At 68.1% G+C, this 23,213-nt stretch carries 19 protein-coding genes; 7 read left to right on the top strand and 12 right to left on the bottom strand.

The window, feature by feature from the left end; translation table 11 throughout:
• The first annotated feature begins 58 nt into the window (after nt 1-58).
• The 3 genes from AC0IZJ_RS06040 to AC0IZJ_RS06030 are packed head-to-tail and all read left to right on the top strand — an operon-like array spanning nt 59 to nt 1,214.
• A complete protein-coding gene (locus AC0IZJ_RS06040; RefSeq protein WP_471847680.1) occupies nt 59-508 on the top strand; it encodes an ArsR/SmtB family transcription factor in 450 nt (149 codons plus the stop codon).
• On the top strand, nt 397-864 hold the full coding sequence (locus tag AC0IZJ_RS06035) for an SRPBCC family protein (protein ID WP_471847678.1): 468 nt from the start codon (nt 397-399) through the stop codon (nt 862-864). The genes AC0IZJ_RS06040 and AC0IZJ_RS06035 overlap by 112 nt, the downstream gene beginning before the upstream one ends.
• Nucleotides 865-866: 2 nt before the next feature.
• On the top strand, nt 867-1,214 hold the full coding sequence (locus tag AC0IZJ_RS06030; protein ID WP_471847676.1) for a GFA family protein: 348 nt from the start codon (nt 867-869) through the stop codon (nt 1,212-1,214).
• Between the two features lie 6 nt (nt 1,215-1,220).
• Here AC0IZJ_RS06030 and AC0IZJ_RS06025 read toward each other — a convergent pair whose 3' ends face one another.
• From AC0IZJ_RS06025 to AC0IZJ_RS05970, 12 genes are all read right to left on the bottom strand, one after another.
• On the bottom strand, nt 1,221-1,751 hold the full coding sequence (locus AC0IZJ_RS06025; RefSeq protein WP_471847674.1) for a DUF6036 family nucleotidyltransferase: 531 nt from the start codon (nt 1,749-1,751) through the stop codon (nt 1,221-1,223).
• A complete protein-coding gene (locus tag AC0IZJ_RS06020; RefSeq protein ID WP_471847672.1) occupies nt 1,748-2,422 on the bottom strand; it encodes a helix-turn-helix domain-containing protein in 675 nt (224 codons plus the stop codon). The genes AC0IZJ_RS06025 and AC0IZJ_RS06020 overlap by 4 nt, the downstream gene beginning before the upstream one ends.
• Before the next feature lie 61 nt (nt 2,423-2,483).
• Complete coding sequence (locus AC0IZJ_RS06015; RefSeq protein ID WP_471847670.1) at nt 2,484-6,440, bottom strand: translocation/assembly module TamB domain-containing protein; 3,957 nt, start codon at nt 6,438-6,440, stop codon at nt 2,484-2,486.
• Nucleotides 6,437-8,245 carry an autotransporter assembly complex protein TamA gene (locus tag AC0IZJ_RS06010; protein ID WP_471847668.1) on the bottom strand — a complete coding sequence of 603 codons (1,809 nt, stop codon included), beginning with the start codon at nt 8,243-8,245 and terminating at the stop codon, nt 6,437-6,439. The genes AC0IZJ_RS06015 and AC0IZJ_RS06010 overlap by 4 nt, the downstream gene beginning before the upstream one ends.
• Nucleotides 8,242-9,432, bottom strand: a complete 1,191-nt coding sequence (locus AC0IZJ_RS06005) for a vWA domain-containing protein (protein WP_471847666.1) — start codon at nt 9,430-9,432, stop codon at nt 8,242-8,244. Before AC0IZJ_RS06005 ends, AC0IZJ_RS06010 begins: the two co-directional genes overlap by 4 nt.
• A gap of 38 nt (nt 9,433-9,470) precedes the next feature.
• Nucleotides 9,471-10,379: a matrixin family metalloprotease gene (locus AC0IZJ_RS06000; protein ID WP_471847664.1), complete on the bottom strand. Its 909-nt coding sequence runs from the start codon at nt 10,377-10,379 to the stop codon at nt 9,471-9,473.
• A gap of 305 nt (nt 10,380-10,684) precedes the next feature.
• Nucleotides 10,685-11,932: an OmpA family protein gene (locus AC0IZJ_RS05995; protein ID WP_471847662.1), complete on the bottom strand. Its 1,248-nt coding sequence runs from the start codon at nt 11,930-11,932 to the stop codon at nt 10,685-10,687.
• Complete coding sequence (locus tag AC0IZJ_RS05990; RefSeq protein WP_471847660.1) at nt 11,929-13,605, bottom strand: serine/threonine-protein kinase; 1,677 nt, start codon at nt 13,603-13,605, stop codon at nt 11,929-11,931. The genes AC0IZJ_RS05995 and AC0IZJ_RS05990 overlap by 4 nt, the downstream gene beginning before the upstream one ends.
• 128 nt (nt 13,606-13,733) lie before the next feature.
• The gene (locus tag AC0IZJ_RS05985; RefSeq protein WP_471847658.1) at nt 13,734-15,767 is read right to left on the bottom strand and encodes a S9 family peptidase; all 2,034 of its coding nucleotides are present in this window, start codon (nt 15,765-15,767) and stop codon (nt 13,734-13,736) included.
• Entirely contained in the window at nt 15,764-16,360 is a 597-nt protein-coding gene (locus AC0IZJ_RS05980; RefSeq protein WP_471847656.1) for a GNAT family N-acetyltransferase, read from the bottom strand. Before AC0IZJ_RS05980 ends, AC0IZJ_RS05985 begins: the two co-directional genes overlap by 4 nt.
• On the bottom strand, nt 16,357-16,581 hold the full coding sequence (locus AC0IZJ_RS05975; RefSeq protein ID WP_471847654.1) for a hypothetical protein: 225 nt from the start codon (nt 16,579-16,581) through the stop codon (nt 16,357-16,359). The genes AC0IZJ_RS05980 and AC0IZJ_RS05975 overlap by 4 nt, the downstream gene beginning before the upstream one ends.
• On the bottom strand, nt 16,581-17,435 hold the full coding sequence (locus AC0IZJ_RS05970) for an AAA family ATPase (protein WP_471847652.1): 855 nt from the start codon (nt 17,433-17,435) through the stop codon (nt 16,581-16,583). Before AC0IZJ_RS05970 ends, AC0IZJ_RS05975 begins: the two co-directional genes overlap by 1 nt.
• 88 nt (nt 17,436-17,523) lie before the next feature.
• On the opposite strand from AC0IZJ_RS05970, the gene AC0IZJ_RS05965 reads away from it, so the two are divergent.
• The 4 genes from AC0IZJ_RS05965 to AC0IZJ_RS05950 all read left to right on the top strand — a co-directional run bounded on the left by AC0IZJ_RS05965 (nt 17,524) and on the right by AC0IZJ_RS05950 (nt 23,193).
• Complete coding sequence (locus AC0IZJ_RS05965) at nt 17,524-18,168, top strand: c-type cytochrome (RefSeq protein WP_471847650.1); 645 nt, start codon at nt 17,524-17,526, stop codon at nt 18,166-18,168.
• A gap of 174 nt (nt 18,169-18,342) precedes the next feature.
• The gene (locus AC0IZJ_RS05960) at nt 18,343-19,569 is read left to right on the top strand and encodes an HD-GYP domain-containing protein (protein ID WP_471847648.1); all 1,227 of its coding nucleotides are present in this window, start codon (nt 18,343-18,345) and stop codon (nt 19,567-19,569) included.
• Between the two features lie 48 nt (nt 19,570-19,617).
• A complete protein-coding gene (locus tag AC0IZJ_RS05955) occupies nt 19,618-21,186 on the top strand; it encodes an ABC transporter substrate-binding protein (protein WP_471847646.1) in 1,569 nt (522 codons plus the stop codon).
• 75 nt (nt 21,187-21,261) lie between these two features.
• Nucleotides 21,262-23,193: a hypothetical protein gene (locus AC0IZJ_RS05950; RefSeq protein ID WP_471847644.1), complete on the top strand. Its 1,932-nt coding sequence runs from the start codon at nt 21,262-21,264 to the stop codon at nt 23,191-23,193.
• Nucleotides 23,194-23,213 lie beyond the last annotated feature (20 nt).

Genomic DNA, 23,213 nt, shown 5'->3' with positions numbered 1-23,213 from the left:
CAGGCCCTTCGTCATTGCCCGCTTGACAAACGGCGGATTGAATCAAATACTAAACCAAATGGTTAATCAAACGGACGCCACCCTCGACCTCGTGTTTGCCGCCCTGTCGGACGCGACACGGCGCCGCGTGCTCGAGGAGCTGGACGCGGGCAGCGCCAGCATCAGCGAGCTGGCCCAGGCGCACGAGATGTCGCTGCCCGGCTTCATGAAACACCTCGCCGTGCTGGAAGCCGCCGGCCTCATCGCCCGCGCCAAGGAGGGGCGGGTGGTGCGCTGCGAGCTCGATGCCCTCCCCATGCAGGCCGCCGCGGCCTGGATCTCGCGCTATGAGCGCTTCTGGACCGAGCAGCTCGATGCGCTCGGCCGTTACCTGCACCACCAAGAGGACATCACGCCATGCAAAGCGTCACCCAAGAGCAGCGGGCGCCCGCCCAGGTCCGCCTCGAGCGGCACTACCCGGTCGCCGTCGAAAAAGTCTGGCGCGCGTGGACCGAGCCGCAAGCGCTGAGCCGCTGGTTCAACGCCGGCAAGCCCGGCGCCGTCTCCGAGGCCGAGATCGACCTGCGCGTGGGCGGGCGCTACCGCATCGTCACGCGCCTGGCGGACGGCCAGGTCAACGACGTCGGCGGCGAATACCTGGAGATTGCGCCGCAACACCGCCTCGTCTTCAGCTGGGCCTGGCACAGCACGCCCGATCGCGTGTCGCGCGTCAGCATCGACCTTTCGGCGCAAGGGGGTGGCACTGCGCTGCTGTTCGTGCACGATCGATTCTTCGACGAGCAGGCCCGCGCCAACCACGAGCGCGGCTGGCTGATGGCCTTCGAGCACATCGACCGCCTGCTCAACACGCCCCAGGAGGCTTGACGATGAAACACCAAGGAAGCTGCCATTGCGGCCGCATCAAGTTCGAGGTCGATGGTGAGATCGATTCCGGACTGTCCTGCAACTGCTCCATCTGCCAGCGCAAGGGCTCGCTGCTGTGGTTCGTGCCGCGTGCGTCGCTGCGACTGCTGACGCCCGAGAGCGACGCGGCCAGCTACACCTTCAACAAGCACGTCATCCAGCACGTCTTCTGCCCGACCTGCGGCATCCACCCATACGGCGAAGGCAAGGCGCCGGACGGCAGCGCGATGGCGGCGGTCAACATCCGCTGCATCGAGGGCATCGACCTGGGGGCGGTGCCGGTGCACCACTACGACGGGCGGTCGAAATAGGCCGCTTCAGCCGGCCTTGGACCAGCGCATGATCGCCGCTCGAAGGCGACGCTTTGCGTGCTCGTCGAGCGGCATGTCCGGCAGCCGGGCGAGCGCCTGAGCAGGCAGCACGTGTTTGTGCTGTAGCAGCGCGATGCAGAACAGCCGGTCCTTCTCCCGGCCCGCCGCAGCCTTGGACAGGAAGAGATCGACGAGGTCCAGGCAATAGCCCACGCGGTCGTTGGTCGCGGCGTTTTGCACGCGGTGCAAGCGTTGCTGCCAGCCGCTCGGCAACACCGCAGTGTCGGGGCCGACGCCTTGGGCGTAGTAGCCGTAGGTCTCATGGAACTGCGAGCCCTCACCCAGCGCGCCATCGATCTTGTCTGCAAGCTCAGGCGCGGCCAGCGGGTAGATGTCGGCCTCAGCGGACATCGTGAAGACGGGCTCCGGGTTCGGAATGGCGCCCAGGATGGATTGGCTGCCGACGATGACGAACTCGTACTGGTCTGTCACTGCCGCGCTGGCGCGGATCAGGTGCTCCAGCTCGTCGCGTGTCATGACTCAACCCGGTTCGGAGTAGCGCCCAGCGCGACGCCTTTCTTGAGCTGACTGATGTCTGCCAGCACACGTTGGCGCACCTTGTCAGGCAGCACGGTAATGAGCGGTGAGGCTTGTCGAAGCTCTTGGGCGCGCCGTGTGCGGCCGAGCACCTTGCGCCAGCTGCGCCGCTCGAGGATGCCTTGCCATTCCTGCCACAGGCTGGTGGTGTTTGATACGCGGCCACTGAGCCAGCGCTCCAGCGTGGCCTGCGCTTGGTCCACCAATTCCGGCTGCTCTCGCACGAGGCGCACCGCTTCCTCGTGCAGCGCCAGGCTTTGCAGGTCCTGCGCATCGTGGCGGGTCGTGTCGGCCGTGACGTTGACCTGCACGACAGGGCGGGCCCGCCGTGACCGCGCCGCCGCCGATTCCGCCGGGGCCGCCTGCAGCGCGTCGCCCGCCAGCAAGGCCAGTTCGCCGCTGATGCCAAGTGCCGACATGACGCGCAGATAGGTGCCGAGCGAGGGCCCGGGATCGCCGGCCTCAACAGCCGCCAGTGTTGTCCGTGAAATGCCCACCTGCTGCGCCATCTGCACCGTGCCGAGCTTGCGCGCCTTGCGCAGGCGTCGCAGGCGATCACCGAACTGCAGAAGCAGCTGGCGTTCAAGCACTGCGGTGGTGGTCACGGTCATTTGTCCAGAATTCTATTCTTTTGAGAATAGATTGATCATTTTTCTGGACAAACAAATTCAGCTAGTTCCACTTCCACTGCCAGATCAGGTCCAGCGCGTTGTCATCCCCGCTCTGCGCCCGCAGCGTGAAGCGTTGGGCAATGCGGTAGATGAGTTGCCAGGAGCCGGTCGTCGCGTTCAGGCTGCGCTCGTAGCCCACATACCAGCGACGCGAGATCTGCTTGCCCAGGCGGACGATGGTGGATTTCGTGTCGCCATCGCTCTGCGACAGCGACAGCTCGTCCAGCCCCAGCTGGCGCAAGGCCTTGCCGGTGGCGCCTTCGCCTTCACCGCTGAGCAGCGCCAGGGCTGCGCGTTGCAGCAGAGCTGTGTCGGTGCGACCCAGGCCGTCGGGCTCACGGCCCAGCAGCAGCCAGGAGAGCTTGTCGGTGTCGCTCATGTCGGGCTCGGAGTACAGGCTCACGCGCGGTGCCAGCGCCGTGCCGCCGACATAGACGCCCACACGGATATCGAGGTTGGGGCGCACGGCCAGCAGGTCCAGGGACGGGTTTTCCAGCGCGCCGGTGAACGTGATGTCGCCGCGCTCGATCTCCAGCTTCTGGCCATAGGCCGCGTACTGGCCGCCATCGGCGTCGAGCTTCCCGGTCACGCGCAGCGGGCCATCAGCCTTCTGCGTGATCTGCAGCTGGCCGCGCAGCGTAGTCGCCAGGCCGCGGCCGCGCACCTTGAAGTCGCGACCGAAGTCCAGCGCCAGGTTGACCTGCGTGCTGCGTGCGGGCTTGGGTGCGGCTGGCGCGGTGGGACCCGCGTTGCGCGAGCTGCGCAGCACGGTCACGTCGTCGGCCAGCGTGGGCGCGTCGCCGCGCGTGAAGTCGAACAGGCCCTCGTCAGCGCGCAGCTTGCCGGCGAGCTGCAGGCCGTTGTCGTCGAGGTCGAGCGTGGCCTCGCCGCTGGCGACGATGCGGCGGTCCACGCGCGACAGCACACGCATCTTGTCCGCCTTGATCTCGACGTGGGCGCTGGGCTTGGTGCCCAGTTCGGCGCGACCGGTGGCGCGCAGCCAGCCGTCGCCGGCGCGGGCCTCCAGCTGCGTCAGCTCGGCGTGCTGGCCCTTGAGGTCGAGCGTGAAGCGACCCTCGGTCACGTCCACGCCGAAGAGCAGGTGCCGCAACGCGATGGCCTCGCCCTCGGCGCGGCCGGTCAGGTCGGGGCCGCCGAGCTTGCCGCCGATCTGCATGGTGGCGGACGCACGGCCGCCCAGGCGCCAGCCGGCAGGCACCCAGCGGCCCCAGGTGGCAAGGTCGGCCACATTGGCCTGCAGCACACCGTCGATGGGCGTGGTCGCATCAGGCCAGAGCTTGGCCGGGCGCATCGTCAGCGCACCGCCGAAGCTGCCCAGCTCCTTGCCGGCCAGGCCCTGGGCGAACTGCCAGACACCGTCGCGCACGTTCAGCGCCAGGCGCAGGTCGGTGAGGCCCAGCGGCCGGGTGCCGAACTCGTCGGTCACGTGCAGGTCACCGCTCTGGCGGTCCAGCAGCACCTCGGCTGTCAGCTTGTCGTTGAGCAGCAGCGAGGCATGGCCGCTGATGCGCAGGTCGCCGCCCCAGCCGAAGTCCGGCTGCCAGCGCGCCATCAGCGGCGCCACGGCGAGGTCGTCGAGCAGCAGGTCGGCGCGCGCCTCGGGCCGTTCGCCGCCTCGCCAGCTCAAGGCCTGCCAGCGAACAAAGGCGCCGCCCACCTCGGCGCGGCCGGGCTCGGCGGTGACCTGCAGGCCGGTGTCGGCCAGGGCGACACGCAGGCCGATGTTGCTGGCGGCCAGTGTGGCCGGGGTGTTTGGGCGCAGCGGCGCGATGTCCAGCTTGGCGATGCGACCGACCCAGGCCTGGCCATTCCAGCCGCCCTGGGCCTGCAGCGTGGCGCCCAGGTTGTAGTCCTGCTCGGCGCGCGGCAGGCGGCCGGCGAGCTGGGCCTTCAGCTCGTGGGCGCTGCGCCGGCCTTGCAGGTCCAGCTTGACGAGCTTGAGCTGCGCTTGGCCGTTGCGCACACCGCCGGCTTCCAGTTGCAGGGACAGCGGTGCATCGCCATCCGTGCCTGGCGGCGGCAGCGCCCAGCGGGCCTTCGCGCTGTCCACCGTGATGCCATTGGCATTCAGGCTCTTCAGCGTCGCATTGCCGCTGCCGCCCAGCTGCCAGACCGCCGTGGGCATGGCCTTGGGCGTGGCCTTGCCCAGCGAGGCGGGCTTGACGCGCAGCAGTTGCAGGTCGCCGCCGCCATCGGCCTGGCCGGCGATGGGGCCCTGGCCGAACAGCGCCAGCAGCGGGTTCAGCTCGGCGAGCCTAGGCGCCTGCAGCTTGAGCTGGGTGGCCACGGCGTCGGGTCGGGCCTGGCCGTTGGCCTGGACGCTGTTCTGCCCCAGGCGCGCGTCGACGTCGAAGGCGGCCGCGTCCGTCGCGCGCGGGCGCTTGACGCGGAACTGTCCTTGCGCGGCCAGGCCGGCAAACTGGCTGGGCAGCAGCTTGGCTTCAGCCGTGCCGGCCAGGTTGTCCAGCGTGCTGCCGCGCAGGTCGACTTGGGTGTCGGCGTTGAGGCGGGTGGTGCCCGGCAGGCGGGCCCAGGCCGAGCCCGGCGCGCCGCGCCACAGCAGACGTGGGTCGAATTGGCGCAGCTGGGCCTTGAGCTTGGCGGCGGGCGCGCCTGCATTTGGCGCCTCGACGCTGCCGCTGGCCAGCAGCTCGGCGTCGCCGCTGGTCAGGCGCGCATCCTCGATTTGCCAGCTGCTGCCTTGCTCGTGCAGCCGGCCTTGCACGCGCGCCTGCACGCGCAGTGGGCGCTGCTCCAGCGTGCCGCGCAGGTCCAGCTTCGCGGCCAGCGGCTGATCAGCGCCGCCGGATAGCAACAGCGGCCCGTCCAGCCTGGCTGGCGTGGCGCGGGCGTCCAGCAGTTCGGGGCGCAGGCCCTGCACGCGGGCGTCCAGCTGCCACCGGCCGCTGGCCTCCCGCTGGCCCTTGCCCTGCACCCGGGCGCCGCCGTTGAGTTCGGCGTCCAGCGTCGTCAGTCGCAGGCTGGTGAGCTGGTCGGGCCGGCCGGCCACGGAAAGGTTGAGCTGCTTCACAGGCAGGGCGCCCTGGTCCCAGCGGCCGGCGCTGTCGTTGCGCAGCTCCGCCTGCAGCGTGGCCTCGGTGTTCAGCGCCGGCGCGGCCAGCTTGGCGGTACCGGTCAGCGCCGTGCGCGGCAGGCCGGGCATGACGGCGGCCAGGTCGAACTTGTCGGCCCGCAGTTGCAGCGCGTTGACAGGCCAGGGCGAGAAGGGCTGCACCTGGCCTTCGGCTTTCAGCGTCTGGTGAGCGGCCTCCAGCTCAGCCTTCGCGCTGAGCTTCGCCAGCGGCCCGCGCGCGGCGGCCACGGCGAGCCAGGGCAGGTCGGTTGATTCGTTCTGTTGAACCGTTAGCGTGGCTTCGGTCTGCAGCGGCGCCGCTGTTTCGATCTTCGCTTCGCCGGCCAGCAGCAGGTGTTGCCAGCGAGCGCCGGTCAGCTTGATCTGGTGGGTGCCCCGGCGCGGAAGGTTGATCTCGGCGGCGAGGTTCTGCACCGGCGGCTGGTCGGGCGACCAGCTCAGCCTGCCGACGTGGAGCCTGGCGATCTGCACGCCCAGCGGCAGGCTCAGATCGGTCGGCTCGGCGCTCGGGCTGGTGCTGGGCTGGGTGCGGATGAGGACCTCGTCCACGGCCAGCTCCTGTGCCGCCAGCAGGCCCTGGCTGGGGCTCACGCCCAGGCCCGACCAGCGCAGCCCGCGCAGCTCGGCCTCGCCGCCGGGCCATTTCAGCAGCAGGCGGCGGGCGCTGAAGTTGCCCATCAAGGAGCCTTGGGGTTCTTCAATCTGCACGCCGGGCAGATGGGCCAGCAGCCAGGCGCCACCGGACGGGCGCTGCAGCAGCCAGGCGATGAAGGCGGCGGCCAACACGACGATGGCGGCCAGCCCGATCAGCGTGGCGCGCAGGATTCGCAGGGAGCGCCTCACAGCGTGATCCCCACCGAGAAGTGCAGGCGCCACTTGCCCGTCTCATGCGCCCGCGCAACGTCCACTCTCAGCGGCCCGACCGGGCTGCGAAAGCGCACGCCAGCGCCGTAGCCCAACACGGGCCGGAAGTCCTGCCAGCGCGATGCGGCATTGCCCGCGTCGACGAAGACGGCACCCCACAGCGCGGGCAGGCTGGCCAAGATGGGCCGGGCGACCTCCAGGCTGCCGGTGGCCATGACCCGCCCGCCCACGGTGAGGCCGTTCTCCACCGGCCCAAGGCTGCGGTAGGCATAGCCGCGCACCGACTCGTCACCACCTGCCAGGAAGAGCAGCTTCTCGGGCACGCCGACCTGCTCCTTCGCAAGGACCTGCGCGACCTCGGCCCGCGCTGAGGTGAACCAGTCACCGAAGGGCTTGTAGACGCCCAGCTTGACCTGCATGCGGCCGAACGGCCCGCTGTCGTCGCTGCCGCCGCCGCGTACCTGGCCCACGCCGATCAGGGCCAGCGCCTGGTGGCCATCGGTGGGCAGCAGGGTGCTGTCCAGACGGCGGCGAATCCATTGCTGGTTGATGGACACGGCGAGGTTGGTGTTGACCTCGTTGCCGGTCGTCTCGCGGGCGCGCAGCAGTTCGACATAGCTCAGCCGGTCGTCGCGGGTGGATTCGTAGATGCGGCCCAGGCGCAGGCCCAGGTTGGTGGCGATGGTGTCGCCGCTGCGGTCCTGCTCGTACTGCACGGATGCCAGGTTGCGCTTCAGGTTGGGCTGGGGGTGGGAGCTGAGTTCCAGCTCCACGCCGCGCAGGTCACGGCTGAACTGCACCTTGGAGCGCGCCCGCATGCTCAGGCCGAAAGGCTGGCGGTGCAGATGCTCGACGCTGATGCTCTGGCCGTTGTTGGCGTGATAGCCCACGGCAACCGTGGCCTGCTGCAGGGCCGATTCGGTGAGCGACACCAGCACGGGGCTGGTGCCATCGGCCTCGACGGTCTCGGGCTGCAGCTGTACGCGCACCGAGTCGAACAGCTGGGTCTTGGCCAGTCGTTCCTGGAACTCGGTGAGCTGTTGTTCGGTGTAGGCGTCGCCCTGGCGGAAGCCGGTCAGGCGCTCGACGGTCTGGCGGTTCTGGCGGTTCAGCCCTTCGATGCGCAGCGTTCCGAAGCGCGCGCGGTTGCCGCTGGCGAGCACCAGGCGCAGCTCGGCGGTGTGCGCGTCGGCATCGACGCGAGCGGCCGTCTCGCTCCAGCGCGCCAGCGGGAAGCCGTCGGCGCGCGCCCGCAGCAGCAGGTCGTTCTTGGCGGAGGACCAGTAGCCCTGCGTGAAGGGGTCGCCTTCCTCCAGCGACCAGGCCTTGCGCAGGTTCTCGCGCTGCGCCTTGGCGTCGTCGGCGGCCAGGCCTTCCTGAAACTCCAGCTCGATCTTGGTCACGCGTGTGCGCGGGCCGGGCTTCACGATGAGGCGCAGCGCCGAGGCGTCCTCGGCCCTGCGCTCGATGTCGGCCGTCGCGCTGAAGTAGCCCAGCGTCTCCAGCAGCGTCGCGGCCTGGGCCGGCGCGGCAGCGGCCAGGCGGGCCAGTTCGACGCGGCTCAGCGCGGCCTCGCTGGCGCGGTAGCGGGCGATGTCCAGGTGCTGCTGCAGCAGATTGCGCAGCCGGTTGTCGCGGTAGTCGTCCTCGACCTCGATGTCCAGGCTGTAGACGGCCGGCGCGTCGGCTGGCACATCGGGTGCGGGGACTGGCGCCGGCGTTGGCGCTTTCGTGGCACAACCGCTCAGTACCGCCACGAGCAGTGCGACAAGAAGAAGTTTCATTTGCTCAGGAGTCGCATCGCGCCTTCGAGGCCGGAGAGCGTCAGCGGGAACATGCGCTGCTGCATCAGCTGCTGGATCAGCGCGATGCTCTGCCGGTACTGCCAGACGCCTTGCGGCTCGGGGTTGATCCAGGCGTACTTGGGGAAGGCGTGCGTGAGCCGCTGTATCCACTCGGCGCCTGGTTCGTCGTTGTTGTACTCGACGCTGCCGCCGGCCTGCAGGATCTCGTAGGGGCTCATGGTGGCGTCGCCGACGAAGATGAGCTTGTAGTCGCGGTTGTATTTGCGGATCAGGTCGAAGGTGTTGAGCTTCTCCGCAAAGCGGCGCCGGTTGTTCTTCCAGACGAAGTCGTAGACGCAGTTGTGGAAGTAATAGAACTCGAGGTGCTTGAACTCCGTCTTGGCGGCGCTGAAGAGTTCTTCCACGCGGCTGACGTGCTCGTCCATCGTGCCGCCCACGTCCATCAGCAGCAGCACCTTGACCTTGTTGTGGCGCTCGGGCTGCATGCGGATGTCCAGCATGCCAGCGTTGGCGGCCGTGCCGTGGATGGTGCCGTCCAGGTCCAGCTCAAGGTCTGACCCCTCGCGCGCAAAGCGGCGCAGGCGGCGCAGTGCGACCTTGATGTTGCGCGTGCCGAGTTCCAGCCCGTCGTCGTAGTCGCGGTAGGCGCGCTGCTCCCAGACCTTGACGGCGCTCTTGTTACCACCCTGGCCGCCGATGCGGATGCCCTGGGGGTTGTAGCCGCCGTTGCCGAAGGGGCTGGTGCCGCCGGTGCCTATCCAGCGGTTGCCGCCCTCATGGCGCTCCTTCTGTTCCTCGAAACGCTTTTTCAACGTCTCCATCAGCTCGTCCCAGCCCATCTTCTCGACGGCGGCCTTCTGCTCGGGCGTCAGGTTCAGCTCCAGGTTCTTCTTCAGCCACTCCAGCGGCACTTCGGCCGTGAAGTCGGTCAGCATCTCCACGCCCTTGAAGTAGGCGGCAAAGGCGCGGTCGAACTTGTCGTACTGGGTCTCGTCCTTGACGAGGCAGGCCCGGGCCAGATGGTAGAAGTCGTCGATGCTGGCGACGCCCCCGTCCTCGGGTGCGGCGATGACGCCGGCCTGCAGGGCTTCCAGCAGCGTCAGGTACTCCGGGACGGTGACCTTGAGCTTGGCGGCGCGCAGTGTGTAGAAGAACTGGATCAGCATGGCCCGCAGATTATGCGGAGTCGGACCATACCTTGTTGTCAGCGCTTGTGGCGACGTTGCAGCCGGCGCAAAGCCACCAGGCCGGCCAGCATCAGCGCGTAGCTGGCAGGCTCGGGCACGGGCGTCGGCACGTCGACGACGGCGTAGAGGTCGGGCGTCAGCGATGTGACCGTCCAGCCTCGGGCGCGCATCTGCGTCCAGTCGTTGGCGGTGAAGAACTGGCGGTCCTCGGTGATGCTGGGGTACATGGAGTCACCGGAGGTGCCGCTGTGGCCGAGGCCGAACACGTGGCCCAGCTCATGCATGGCGACGGAGGCAAAGTCGAGCGGCGGGTCAATGATCCAGTAGCCTTCGACGGGGTTGGCCGGGTTGATGGGCAGCCGCGTGCTGCCCCTGACCTCGCCGGAGCGGATGTCGTTGTCGAAATACCAGTCGCGCGCCGTGAGGCCGGCGTAGGGGTTGGGCAAGCCCCGGCCCTGGTAGTACGAGTCAAACCTCTGCGTATCGGTCGTGGTGTCGAACAGCATGGCGCCGCCCCAGCCGCTGAAGCTGCCGCTGCTCCGGACTTCCAGCGTGCCCACATACGCCAAGCCGACCGTCGTGTAATACAGATCGGTGGCAGCGACATAAATGCGCACCGTGTCCGCCGCGAGCGACTGGCCGGTGGCGTTCACGGCGGTGCCGGGGTAGGGCACCGCAGGTTGATTCGGGTACAGCTGGTAGGAGAAGTTCGGCAGGTTGAACGTCGCGTTGTTGATGGCCGCGCGGTGGTTGCCGAGGTTGTTCTCGAAGATGGACGCGACCTGATCCAGCGTGTTGCGCTTGTCGGCCGTGAAGAAGCCGGCGGTGTCCAGGCTGTAGTCGAACACGATGTTCAGGGCGTGGGCAGCGTTGGCGCCCAGGCTCAGTGCGGCAGCAGCGATGGCGGCCAGGCAGTTGTTCTTCATGTGGATTCCCCCCGAGATTGATGAGTGGGCCACGTCCTAGGGAAGGCCCTTGCCCCGGATTGTGTGCGCGTAGGACGGCGCCTACACACCCTCGTCTGGGGGAGCGTTGCGCCGCTGCCGCCCTCTCCAGCTCATTTGGAAGCGGGTGGTACTCATAAGTCTTCGGGCAGAGCGCGGGCCGCTCCCCTCCCAAGCCGGCCCGTTAGGCGATGTGCTTGCGGCTCAATCCGCAAGCATCGCCGTCCCCACGGGGGACCGACCGGGCTTGTCCGCGTCCAGCGCGGCAAGACCGGGCGAGGGGCTCGTCACCGGCAGGGCTCCACGCGGAATTCAACGCGTCGGTCCAGCGCATCCACCGCGTTGTCGCTGCCGCTGCCCACCAGGTTCTCTCGCCAGCCCATGCCGCTGGCCTTGATGCGCTGGGCCAGCACCGAGGTCTCGGCCGCCAGACGCTGCTGGATAAAGCTGGCGCGTTGCAGCGACAGCGTGTCATTGGTCTGCTCCGAGCCGGTGCGGCTGGTGTGCCCGACGATGACCATGCAGACGCGGGCGCCGGCGCTCTCCTTGGCGATCATCCTGATCCACATCGGATAGGCGCCGCTGACCTTGGTGTCGGACCAGAACTCCGAGCTGCTGCCAGGGTTGAAGAGAAATTTCACGTCCAGCTTGTTGGACCGCAGCCCGTAGGCCACGATCTGGCCAAAGGCGGCCTCGGCCTCGGCGGCGCGCCCGAGCCTGACGTAGTTGAGGTAGATGCCGTTCAGGGTGCGCAACTGCTCGCCGCCGGCCTGGGTGCGGGCCTCCTGGTACCTGGACAGTGATTCCGGGTAGCGCTCGGCGTTGTAGAGGCTGCCGGCCTCGTTGATGACGCTGGCCACCGCGACGCGCTCCATGTACAGGCCGTTGGCCGCGCCGCCCGGCGCCGTCAACGCCGTGCTGATGTAGCCGTCCACCACCTTGTCCTTCACCAGCACCGGGCTGTCCTGGTAGATCGCCAGGGGTGTGTGGTTGAGACCGTCGTCGCGGGCCAGTGCCGAGGCCTGCGCCACCACGCGACCCGTCTTGATCTCCACCAAGGCGAGGTTGATCTGCAATGACCGCTTGCCGGGCACGTCCAGCAGCCGGGTCAGCGTGCCGGTCAGCAGGTATTGAACCCTGGACAGGTTCTCCGTCTTGAAAGGCAGCAGGTCGAAGCTGCCCTCCGTGCGGGCTGCCAGGCGCTCGCCGATGCGACGCTCGAGCAGTTGCGTGGCCTGCGTCTGCTGGCCGCTGGTCGCATCGATCGTGGGGTCAACGACGACGCTCTTCTTGGCGATCTTGGACTCCACCTTCGCCAGGAAGGCGGGCATCTTCTGCGTCTGGGCCACCAGGCCATCGGTCGCCACGACGATGGCCTCGCTGAAGGACAGCTCGTTGGTCGATACCGTGGGCTGCTTCGGCGCCGTCTCGAGGCAGCCGGCCAGCAGGGCCGCAAGAGCCAGGCAGCCAAGCATCGCCGCGCGCCCCAGGCTCACTGAAAAGTTGATGCGATTCGTGTGGCCGGCGCGACTCATCGACATTCCCTCTTCAGATAGGCGGTCTCACCCGCAGTGAGCGGTTCCAGTGAGGCTTTTTGCAGAATATCACTGCACTTTGCGCCTCTCGTCTCGGCGGGAGCGGCCACGGTCGTGCGTGGTTTTGGCGCTGCCGGGGCCGCAGTGGTGGGTGTCCGCGCCGAGGCTGCCGGTGAGGGGGCTGGCGCAGAGGCTGGCGTTGCGGCGGGCGGCAGTACGGCCGCAGAGGCGGGGGTGTCCGACGCTGAGGCTGCCGGGCTCGGTTGGGGGGCTGAGGCGGTCACCGACGTTGCGGGACCCGGGACGGCTGATGCTGCCGGGGAGGGCGTTGGCAGCATTGGCGAAGGTGCCGGTGGGGACAGCATGGCATAGCCGCCCCAGGCCACCGCGGCCAGTACCGCCGAGCCGGCCAGGCTCAGGACGAGGACCCGGCCCGGCACGGGCGCCTGCGCAGACATGGCACTGGACGCCGCCTGGCGAGGCGCGGGCGCGGCGGGCGGCACCGCTGGCGTGAGCTTGGGGGCAGGTGCGGGCGGTGGCGGCCTCGGCGCGGGCGGTGCAGGTGGCGCGAGTGGTGAGGGCTCGCGCTGCATCAGGACGGGGTTGCCGGTTACCGCCTGGGTCGGGTCGAAGTCCGGTATCAACATCGTCTCGCCGGCCAATGGGGCGCCCAGCGCGCGCAGTTCAAACAGATCGAGCGCCTGGGTGTCGCCGGCGGTGAGCAGCGCGCGGAACTCGGCAATGGACTGCGGCCGGTCCTTGGGGTGGATGGCGAGCGCGGTGTCGATGGCCGCAAGGAAGGCGTTGCCGCAGCGGCCGGCAGCCACCGTGGACAGCGGGCGGAGGCCGTCGTTGAGCAGGCGCTCGACGGAGGCCACGGTGCGGCCGCCGCTGATGGCGGCGTAGAGCACGCTGGCCAGCGCGAAGATGTCGGTCCAGGGCCCCTGGCTGATGCCAGGCATGTCGCCGTACTGCTCAATGGGCGCGAAGCCCGGCTTGAGCATGGCGGTCAGGGCATGCGTGAGGTCGCCGATGACGCGGCGTGCGGCGCCGAAGTCAAGCAACAGCGGCCCGTGATCGGTGAGCAGGATGTTGTCCGGCGCGATGTCGCGGTGGTAGCAGTGTTCCTTGTGCAGCACCTCCAACGCATCCAGCAGCGGCATGAGCCAGGCGCGCACCTCGCTCTCGGTCGGCAGCCGCCCGAGCTTGGCCAGCGCGGCCTTCAGCGTCGGCCCCTGGTAGTAGGGCATGGCCATGTAGGCAGTGCCATTGGCCTCCCAGAACTGATGCACCTTGACCAGCGCCGGATGGTCGAAACGGGCCAGCAGCTTGGCCTCGTTGACGAAGCTCCTCAGCCCGATCGAAAAGGTTTCCTGGTGGCTGGGCGACTTGACGAGCACCGTCAGCGACTGGCCGGCGCGGGTGGCCATCGAAAAAGGCAGGTATTCCTTGATGGCGACCTGCCGCTCAAGGGAGATGTCGGTGGCGAGATAGACGATGCCGAAACCGCCTTCGCCCAGCACCCGGTCAATGCGGTAGTCGTGCAGGCGCGTGCCCGGCGGGAGGGTGTGCCCGGGCGTCAGCTGAGCTGCCAGGATGATGGTGGGCTCGTCCGGATCTTCCGGTGGCTTTGGCGCATCGTGCCCGGATGGATCTGCTGCCGCTTCGCTCATTGCGGCGCCCGACTTGCGCGGATGGCAACGTGCATCCGGCCGGCCGGTGGCGCTTCAAGCAAGGTCAGGTACCGAGGCACGTGGAAGGGCTGGCTCAGCATGGATCGGGCGGGTTCGGGTTCTGCGGATTATGCAGAGCCGACCCTGAGGCCTGGCGCGCGCTGCCGGGTGGGCCGCTCACCCGCGTAGCGCGCCAGCCAGGCAAAGAATTCGCCATACCAGAGCCGGCTGTTGCGAGGCTTCAGCACCCAGTGGTTCTCGTCCGGGAACCACACCAGGCGCGAGGGCACGCCCAGCGATTTCAGTGTGTTGTAGTAGGCCAGGCCCTGGGCGTCGGGCACGCGGTAGTCCAGCGCGCCGTGGATGACGAGGGTGGGCGTCTTGAAGTGCTGCGCGAACGAGTGCGGGCTCTGCGCGGCGACGCGAGCCGGGTCGTCCCAGTAGGCGCCGCCCAGCTCCTTGCGGTGCCAGCTGTAGGCGTCGTCGGCGTACATGGCCTGCCAGTCGTAGCAGCCGGCGTGGCAGACATAGGCCTGGTAGCGGCCGGCCTGCACATGGCCGTTCATCCACGCCACCATGTAGCCGCCGTAGCTGCCGCCGGTGGCGACGATGCGCTTTGCTGCAACCCAGCGTTGTTGCAGCAGCCAGTCGGTACCGGCCTCGACATCCTGCAGCTCGTACTCGCCCCAGTGGCCCGTGATGCAGTCCAGGAACTCGTGGCCGAAGCTGGACGAGCCGTGATAGTTGACGCAGGCCACCACATAGCCCTGGCCCGCGAACACCTGGTGGTTCCAGCGCCAATGCCAGCTGTCGCCGAAGGCGGTGTGCGGGCCGCCGTGGATGGCGTGCATGACGGGGTGCTTCTTCTTCGCGTCGAAGCCGGGCGGGTAGATGAGCCACATCTGCACGTCGTCGCCGCGTGCGCCCTTGATCGTCACTTCCTCGTGGCGGCCGAAGGCGTGGGCGGCCAGGCGCTCGTCGTTGAGCAACTCGATTCGGCGCGGGCTCGCGTCGTGGTCCAGCACCGACAGCCGCGGCGGGAATTGAACGCTGTCGTGGTGCACGACCGTGAAGCCGGCAGCCTGCGCAAAGCTGCCGACATGGCCGCCTTCAAAGACGAGGTCCGCCCGGCAGTCGCCCAGCGCGAACTGCCACAGGTGGCGGCGGCCGCGGTCCTCGGCGGCGAACAGCACGGCCTGGTCGTCCTCGGCCCAGCGCAGCGGCGCGCTGACCTCGTGATCCCAGTCGCCGCTGAACACCGCCCAGTTGCCGCGCTGGTCCAGCACGGCGAGCTGGTCGGGCCGGTTGTGGCCCAGCGCCTGGTGGCTGGCGAGAAAGGCGAGGTGGGCGCCGCCATGGCTGTAGCGCGGCGCGGCGAAATGCCAGCCGGCGTCCTGCAACAGCGTCTGCACGCGACGTGTCCGCACGTCGATCTCGGCCAGCGCGTAACGGCCGTCCAACTTCTTTTCGGCTGCCGGGTCGAAGGCGAAGGCGATGCGGCGGCCGTCGGGTGAGATGTCGAAGGTGTTCACGTCCGGCTCGGCGCGGCTCAGCTCCAGCGCCGTGCCCTCGAACAGGTCACGCGCCTTGCCCGTGCCCACGTCCATCACATGCAGACGAGGCACGCGGTCCATGGGGATGTGGTGATCCCAGAAGCGGTAGAGCGCCTCTTCGGTGACGTAGGCGGTTTCCTTGCGGGCCTTGAAATCCTTCAGCGTCTGGCCTTGAACTGCAGCCTTGCGGTCGGGCCAGACCCAGCTCACGAAGGCGATGCGCCGGCCGTCGGGGAACCACTTGAAGGCTTCGATACCGGCAGGCACTGAGCCGACGCGACGCGCCTCGCCGCCGTCCGGCGCAATGACGTAGAGCTGGGGCTCCTCATCGCGCTCGCCGCCTCGTTCGCGTCTGGCGGTGAAGGCGATCAGTTCACCGGTGGGGCTCCACTGCGGCTGGCCATCCTTCTCGCCCGCCTCGGTCAGGCGGCGCGGCTGGCCGCCCAGTGTCGAGAACAGCCACAGGCTGGTCTGCGCCTTGTTGCTGTCCATCGAATGCCGGGTGACGGCGGCCACGGCCTGGGAGCCATCGGGGCAGAGGCTGGGTTCGCCGATGCGATCCAAGGCCCAGAGAGATTCGACATCGAAGGCCTTGGTCTTGTTGTTCATGTTCTCTGTCGGCTCAGTTGCCAGTTCAGGTGCGCCTTGACCTCGGGCCATTCGCCCACGGTCAGGCTGTACATCACGGTGTCGCGCACCGTGCCGTCGCGGCGCAGCGCGTGGTGGCGGATCACGCCGTCGCGCTTGGCGCCCAGGCGCTTGATGGCGCGCTGTGAGGCGTGATTGAAGTTGTCGGTGCGCCAGCCCACGAGCTGTGCGCCCAGCGTCTCGAAGGCATGCGTCAGCAGCAGCAGCTTGGCGGTCGTGTTGACGGCGCTGCGCTGCACACGCTGGGCATACCAGGTGTAGCCGATCTCGACGCGCTCGACGGCCGGCACGATGTCGTGATAACTGGTCGAGCCCAGCACCTCGCCGGTGTCCGCGTCCAGCACGGCGAAGGGCAGGCGGTGGCCCGCGGCCTGGCCGGCAAGCGCCGTCTCGACATAGGCGTGCGTCTCGTCCGGTGCCGGCACGCTGGTGAAGCGCAGGTTCCACAGCTCGCCGTCTGCGGCGGCGGCCTGCAGGCCGGGCACGTGGTCCGGCGTCAGCGGCACCAAGCGGATGGGGCCAGCCGCCAACGTCACCGGCAGGACGGGCTTCAAGGCCTGTCTTTCAGCATCACCTTGCGCGCCGCCCAGCGGCCCACGCCGCAGCCGACCACGATGAGCACCAGGGCGCCCATCTGCTGCGCATTCCAGTCATCGCTGGCAATGAAGTCGACGCCGAGCAGGCGGCCCAGCCACCAGCCGGCCAGCGCGCCACCGACGAAGCCGACGGCGTCGGCCAGTCCTTCGCGCAGTGCGCGGTCAAAGTCTTGTGCCATCAGCGGTTGTTCTTCTGCATGAATACGAGTTTCTCGAACAAGGTCAGGTCTTGTTCGTTCTTGAGCAGCGCGCCCACCAGCGGCGGGATGCTGACCTTGTCATCCCTGGCCTGCAGCGCGTCCACCGGCACGTCCTCCGCCACCAGCAGCTTGAGCCAGTCGATCAGCTCCGAGGTGCTGGGCTTCTTCTTCAGGCCGGGCAGGTTGCGCACGTCGTAGAAGTTCTTCAGCGCGGCGGCGAGCAGGTCCTTCTTGAGCGTCGGGAAGTGCACGTCGACGATCTTCTGCATCGTTGGTGCATCGGGGAACTTGATGTAGTGGAAGAAGCAGCGGCGCAGGAAGGCGTCCGGCAGCTCCTTCTCGTTGTTCGACGTGATGAAGACCAGTGGCCGGTGCCGTGCCTTGATGAGCTGGCGGGTCTCGTAGACGTAGAACTCCATGCGGTCGATCTCGCGCAGCAGATCGTTCGGGAACTCGATGTCGGCCTTGTCGATCTCGTCGATGAGCAGCACGACCGGCTGTTCGGCCTCGAACGCCTGCCACAGCACGCCCTTGACGATGTAGTTCTCGATGTTCTTGACCCGCTCGCTGCCCTCGATACCGGCGAGCTGGCTGTCGCGCAGCCGGCTGACGGCGTCGTACTCATACAGGCCCTGTTGGGCCTTGGTCGTGCTTTTGATGTGCCACTGAAGCAGCGGCATGCCGAGGGCGCCGGCCACCTCCTCGGCCAGCATGGTCTTGCCGGTGCCGGGTTCGCCCTTGATGAGCAGCGGCCGTTGCAAAGTGGCCGCGGCGTTGACCGCCAGCTTCAGGTCAGCGGTGGCAACGTATTGATCAGAACCTTGGAATTTCATGGGGAAAACCGGGGCTGGGGGGAGTTCGATTCAGTATAGGAGGCCTCCTATAATCGCCGCCGCTACAGAACCCGACCTCCATCGAGACATGAAAAAACTGCTGCAGATCTCGCTTGCCCTGGCCGCCGCTTTCGGTGGTGTTGCCGCCCAGGCGCAGGACGTGAAAGCGGGCGAGAAGAAGATCGCGATGTGCATCGGCTGCCATGGCATCGTTGGCTACCAGGCCAGCTTCCCCGAAATCCACAAGGTGCCGATGATCTCGGGCCAGAACGCCAAATACATCGTCGCTTCGCTGCAGGCCTATGCCAAGGGCGAACGCAAGCATCCGACCATGGGCGGCATTGCCGGCTCGCTGAGCGATCAGGACATGGCCGACGTGGCGGCTTTCTATGAGCAGCAGGCCAAGAAGCCGGCCGTCCCCGACAGCGTGCCCGCCGCGCCGGCCAACGTCGCCGACCTGCTGACCAAGGGCGCCTGCATCTCCTGCCACGGCGCCAACTTCAGCAAGCCCATCGACCCGAGCTACCCCAAGCTGGCCGGCCAGCATGCCGACTACCTGACCGTGGCGCTCAAGTCCTACAAGATCGAGAAAAACCGCAACGTCGGCCGCAGCAACGGTGTCATGGCGGGTCAGGTCAAGCAGTTCAGCAATGCCGAACTGAAGGCCATCGCCAACTACATCAGCACGCTGCCCACCGAACTGGCCACCGTGCCGCAAGGCAAGTTCCGCTGAGCTGGGCATCCAGCCTGCCGACGAGCCGCCCTTCGAGGCGGCTTTTTGTTGCCCGTTGCGCGCGAGCTGACCTAGCGAAAACACCGTGAGGCTGCCACCGCCGAAAGCGTGCGGAGCTGCACACCGGCTCGGGTGAGCGGCAGTGATACTGGGCGTTACACAGGCAGCGTGGTCATGTTGAAGAAGATCCCGACCGACGAGGTGAGGCTGGGCATGTACCTTCAGGCAATGGAAGGGGCATGGCTGTCGCATCCGTTCTGGAAGACCAAGTTCGTGCTGACCGACCCGGCCGACCTGGCCGCGCTCAAGGCGAGTGGCGTGCCGGCCGTGTGGATAGACGATGCCAAGGGCGCCGACCTGCCTGCCGGCGAACCGGCGAGCCCCGTCATGCCGGCGGCTGTGCCGGTCGCCGCGCCAGCCACCGCCTCTGCAAGAGCCGCCCCGGTGCAGCGCGTCAGCATGGAGGCCGAGCTGGACCGCGCCGCCCAGGTGCTGGGCCGCGCCAAGGTCGCCGTCACCGCCTTGTTCGGCGAAGCGCGGCTCGGCAAGGCCATAGACAGCGAGGTCTGCCTGCCCATCGTCGACGAGGTGACCTCATCACTGGCGCGCAACCCCTCCGCCTTCGTCAGCCTGGCCCGGCTCAAGACCCGGGACGACTACACCTATATGCACTCGGTCGCCGTCTGCGGGCTGATGGTGGCCCTGGGTCGCCACATGGGCCTCAGCGATGACGGGGTGCGCGAGGCGGGCCTGGCCGGCCTGCTGCACGACGTGGGCAAGATGCAGATGCCGCTGGAGGTGCTGAACAAGCCCGGCGCGCTGACCGATGCGGAGTTCACCGTCATGCGCAGCCACCCCGAGCGCGGCTTCGACCTGCTGAAGGACGGCGTCAGGGTGCCGGCCTCGGCACTCGATGTCTGCCTGCACCACCACGAGAAGATCGACGGCACCGGCTACCCGCACAAGCTGGCGGGTGACCAGATCAGCCTGTTTGCGCGCATGGGCGCCGTCTGCGATGTCTACGACGCGATCACCTCGACGCGGCCCTACAAGAACGCCTGGGACCCGGCCGGCTCGCTGCAGCGCATGTCGCAGTGGCAGGGCCAGTTCGACCCGGCCATCTTTCAGGCCTTCGTGAAGAGTGTCGGCATCTACCCGACGGGCACGCTGGTGCGCCTGCAGTCGGGGCGCCTGGCCGTCGTGGTGGACCAGAACCCCGCCGCACTGGTCTCGCCGCGGGTCAAGGTGTTCTATTCCACCAAGTCCGGCATGCCGATTCCGCTGCAGCTGCTCGACCTGTCCGCCTCCGGCATGACGGACCGCATCGCCGGCCGCGAGCCGCCGGAGAACTGGAACTTCCCGCACTTGGAAGAACTCTGGAACCCCAACGCCAAAAGGTGATTTGAGGCCCTCCTAAACTGCCGTTTCCGTGCAGTTGGGAGATCGGCGATGAAGCGATGGTTAGGTGTGGCCCTGTTGGGCTTGGCATGCGGTGTGTCGGCGCAAACGCTGCGCTGGGCCGGCCAGGGCGACCCGCAGACCATGGACCCGCACTCGCAGAACGAGACGCTGACCAACAACGTCAACTCGCAGGTCTACGAGCGCCTGATCGCCCGCGATGCCAAGCTGGCTCTCGTGCCCGGCCTGGCCACGGAGTGGAAGCAGACCGGCCCGCTGACCTGGCGCTTCAAGCTGCGCCCCGGGGTCAAGTTCCACGACGGCACGCCGCTGACGGCCGATGACGTCGTCTTCTCCATGCAGCGCGCCAGGCAGCCGACCTCGCAGGTCGCCGTCTATGCGAACGCCGTCGGGGTGCCCAAGCGCATCGACGACCTGACCGTCGACTTCCAGCTGACCGCCTTCAACCCGATTTTTTTGCAGCATGTCGAACAGCTCTGGATCGTCAGCAAGAAGTGGTGCGAGGCCCACGGCGTGACCAAGCCGCTGGACTTCAAGAACAAGGAAGAGAGCTTCGCGGCCGTCAATGCCAACGGCACGGGCCCTTTCATGCTGGTCAGCCGTCAGCCGGGCATCAAGACCGTGCTCAAGCGCAACCCGAACTGGTGGAACAAGTTCACTGGCAATGTGCAGGAAGTGGTCTACAGCCCGATAGCCAGCGACGCGACGCGCCTGGCTGCGCTGGTCTCGGGCGAGGTCGACCTGGTGAACGACCCCGCGCCGCGCGACGTGGCCCGGCTGCGCAACACGGCCGGCGTGAAGGTCATCGACGGCCCGGAGAACCGCCTTGTCTTCCTCGGCATGGACCAGGCGCGCGACAAGCTGCTCTACGGCAAGGCGCCTGGTGACAAGAACCCCTTCAAGGACGTCCGCGTGCGCCGCGCCCTCTATCAGGCCATCGACGTCGAGGCGCTGAAGACCAAGCTGATGGCGGGCCAGTCCGTCCCGACCGGCGGCCTGACGCCCTCGGCCAACGCCTCCTTCGACGACCCCGCGCTGCAGACGCGGCTGCCCTACGACCTCGCCGCCGCACGCAAGCTGATGGCGGATGCCGGCTACGCCGACGGCTTTGAGGTGACGCTGGACTGCCCCAACAACCGCTACGTCAACGACGAGGAGATCTGCACCGCGCTGGCGGCCATGTGGGCGCAGATCAAGGTCAAGGTCAAGGTCAATGCGATGCCGCGGGCGCTGTACTTCCCGAAGCTGGAGAAGCTGGACACGAACCTTTTCATGTACGGCTGGGGCGGCAGCATCACCGATGCCGAGGTCATCCTGACGCCGGTATTCCGCAACCGGGGCGCCAAGGCGGTGGGTGACTACAACTATGGCAACTTCCGCAACGACAAGGCAGATGCCCTCGCCGCGCAGAGCAGCGTCGAGCAGGACCCGAAGAAGCGCGAGCAACTCATCCGCGGCGCGCTGACCGAGCTGCGCGAGCAGGTCAACGTGATCCCGCTGCACCGCCAGGTCATCCCCTGGGCGGCGCGGGCGAATGTCACGCCGGTGCACCGGCCGGACAACTTCGTCGAACTGTCCTGGGTGCAGATCAGCCGCTGATTTCGGCCGCTTAACGGCCCACTGCGAGCCGGACCGGCACGGCACACTGGCCTGAGCCCAGATTCCGACCGCGCCATGCCGTACCGCCTCGCCGCCCTTGTCCTGACCCTGCTCCTCACCGCCTGCGGTGGCGGAGGAGGCGGTGGTGACTCCGGCACGCCCCCGCCGACGACACCGCCCACACTGCGCGGCGTGGCGGCCACCGGCGCGCCGCTCGTCAATGCGCAGATCAGCGTCATCGACGGCCAGGGCAAGGCGGTCGGCACGGCCACCACGCATGCGGCGGACGGCAGCTACAGCCTGACGCTGTCCGTCATCAGCCCCGCCGCGCCGCTGTTCATCCAGGCGCGCGGCATGGACGCCGCCGGCGGCATGCAGGTGCTGCATTCCACGGTGCCGACGATCAGCGCCGCCATGGTCGGCCACGTCACGCCGCTGACCAATGCCGTCGTCGCGCTGGCCTTGGGCACCGAGCCCGCACCGGTGTTCACCGCCGCGGCCACCAGCACCAGTCAACTGACCCAGATGGCCACCGCCACGGCGGCCGCCGGTGACTTCCTGAAGACGCTGGTCAAGACCCAGGTCTCCGACCTGAAGATCACGACGCTGGACCTGCTGGCCGACGCCAGCTTCGCCGCCAACAAGGGCGCCCACGACCTGCTCATCGAGAGCGTGCGCGTGGACCTCGCGCGCTCGAAGCTGAATGTCCCGGTGCTGCAGATCGGCAACAAGTTCCTGGCCGGCCCGACGGCCGAGGTCGTTGTCGAGCTGCCCATGGCCCAGACCGAGCTGCTCAAGACGACCGGCGCGACGCCGGCCAATGCCATCACGTCCACGCTGAAGGCCGCCACCAGCGCGACCACGCTGCTGGGCAACCTGCCCGGCCTGGACGACCTGGGCGCCGCGCTGAACCAGCTCATCGCCCAGGGCCGCGACGTCAGCACGATCCTGACCAACCCGCTCGTGCTCGGGTATGACAAGCACAACGGCCGCGTCAACACCGACCTCGCCGCCATCCTCTCCGTCTACACGACCGCCAACCGCCAGTTCGGCCGCTTCCAGCTGCTGGGCTGCGCCGACGACACCCCTGCCGCGGGCAACTGCAGCAAGGTGCTGGTGGGCGCCCTTGTCAGCGACTCGACCGGCACGGTCGTCGACCAGTTCACCGACGTGGTCAGCTACAACAAGGCCGCGACCACGACCAACAAGTGGAACCTGGTCGGCAACGGCAAGAAGCTGTCGGTCGCTGTCTACCCGCTCGGCTTTGCCGCCCGGAACGGCGACGGCACGGTCGACACCAGCCTTTCGCCCAACCCCGGCATCGGCCTGCAGATCGAGATCCAGGCGCAGGCGCCTGACCCCATTCCCGTCAATCCGCCCGTGCAACTGCTCACCTCGGCCACGGTGCAGATGCCGGGCAATTACAGCGTCCCCTTCGGCTACTGCAGCCGGCCGTCGCTGTGCGTGTCCGGCACGGGGGGCGCCACCAGCCTGGTCCCGACCGGTGGCGTCGGCGACCTCGCCATCCAACGTGCTGCCGTCGGCTGGGTCGGCACCGCGGACAGCGTGCGCGGCGCCAAGTACCTCGTGAACTACACGATCGCCAACGTCAGCGAGACCCGCAGCGCCTACCTGCGCGCCGACGTGCTTGGCGACCCGGCCGCCGCGCGCTTCCCTGTGCTGGACGGTCTGACGACCAACCTCAAGCTGCGTGTCGTCGATCTGCAGGCCGGCACGCTGCAGAACGGCGCCACGAGCTTCAACTGGACGACCTGGGCCGCCGCCAACCCTGACCTGCGCCTCATCGAGATCAAGCGCGTCTTCACCCCGGCAGCCGGTGGCGCGCCCACCGTGCTGGACACCACTGTGCCGCTGCCACCCAAGGCCACGCTGAGCTCGCTGGGTGCGGCCTACACGCCGGTCGGCGCGGTCAAGGCCGAGCTGTGGCTCCAGGCGATGGATGCGCAGGGGCGGCGCTTTCACACGCGGTACACCGGCGCGCCCTGAGCGGACGCTGACGACCCGGC

Source organism: Roseateles sp. AC306 (genome assembly GCF_979253795.1).
This window is presented reverse-complemented; position numbering and strand designations above follow the sequence as displayed.

What these genes read in the sequence shown, in the direction of transcription:
- AC0IZJ_RS06010 (WP_471847668.1), bottom strand. Translation starts at nt 8,245, where the DNA reads ATGAAACTTCTTCTTGTCGCACTGCTCGTGGCGGTACTGAGCGGTTGT.
- AC0IZJ_RS05990 (WP_471847660.1), bottom strand. Translation starts at nt 13,605, where the DNA reads ATGAGCGAAGCGGCAGCAGATCCATCCGGGCACGATGCGCCAAAGCCA.
- AC0IZJ_RS06040 (WP_471847680.1), top strand. Translation starts at nt 59, where the DNA reads ATGGTTAATCAAACGGACGCCACCCTCGACCTCGTGTTTGCCGCCCTG.
- AC0IZJ_RS06035 (WP_471847678.1), top strand. Translation starts at nt 397, where the DNA reads ATGCAAAGCGTCACCCAAGAGCAGCGGGCGCCCGCCCAGGTCCGCCTC.
- AC0IZJ_RS05960 (WP_471847648.1), top strand. Translation starts at nt 18,343, where the DNA reads ATGTTGAAGAAGATCCCGACCGACGAGGTGAGGCTGGGCATGTACCTT.
- AC0IZJ_RS06020 (WP_471847672.1), bottom strand. Translation starts at nt 2,422, where the DNA reads ATGACCGTGACCACCACCGCAGTGCTTGAACGCCAGCTGCTTCTGCAG.
- AC0IZJ_RS06030 (WP_471847676.1), top strand. Translation starts at nt 867, where the DNA reads ATGAAACACCAAGGAAGCTGCCATTGCGGCCGCATCAAGTTCGAGGTC.
- AC0IZJ_RS05985 (WP_471847658.1), bottom strand. Translation starts at nt 15,767, where the DNA reads ATGAACAACAAGACCAAGGCCTTCGATGTCGAATCTCTCTGGGCCTTG.
- AC0IZJ_RS05955 (WP_471847646.1), top strand. Translation starts at nt 19,618, where the DNA reads ATGAAGCGATGGTTAGGTGTGGCCCTGTTGGGCTTGGCATGCGGTGTG.
- AC0IZJ_RS05950 (WP_471847644.1), top strand. Translation starts at nt 21,262, where the DNA reads ATGCCGTACCGCCTCGCCGCCCTTGTCCTGACCCTGCTCCTCACCGCC.
- AC0IZJ_RS06000 (WP_471847664.1), bottom strand. Translation starts at nt 10,379, where the DNA reads ATGAAGAACAACTGCCTGGCCGCCATCGCTGCTGCCGCACTGAGCCTG.
- AC0IZJ_RS05975 (WP_471847654.1), bottom strand. Translation starts at nt 16,581, where the DNA reads ATGGCACAAGACTTTGACCGCGCACTGCGCGAAGGACTGGCCGACGCC.
- AC0IZJ_RS05965 (WP_471847650.1), top strand. Translation starts at nt 17,524, where the DNA reads ATGAAAAAACTGCTGCAGATCTCGCTTGCCCTGGCCGCCGCTTTCGGT.
- AC0IZJ_RS05970 (WP_471847652.1), bottom strand. Translation starts at nt 17,435, where the DNA reads ATGAAATTCCAAGGTTCTGATCAATACGTTGCCACCGCTGACCTGAAG.
- AC0IZJ_RS06025 (WP_471847674.1), bottom strand. Translation starts at nt 1,751, where the DNA reads ATGACACGCGACGAGCTGGAGCACCTGATCCGCGCCAGCGCGGCAGTG.
- AC0IZJ_RS05995 (WP_471847662.1), bottom strand. Translation starts at nt 11,932, where the DNA reads ATGAGTCGCGCCGGCCACACGAATCGCATCAACTTTTCAGTGAGCCTG.
- AC0IZJ_RS06005 (WP_471847666.1), bottom strand. Translation starts at nt 9,432, where the DNA reads ATGCTGATCCAGTTCTTCTACACACTGCGCGCCGCCAAGCTCAAGGTC.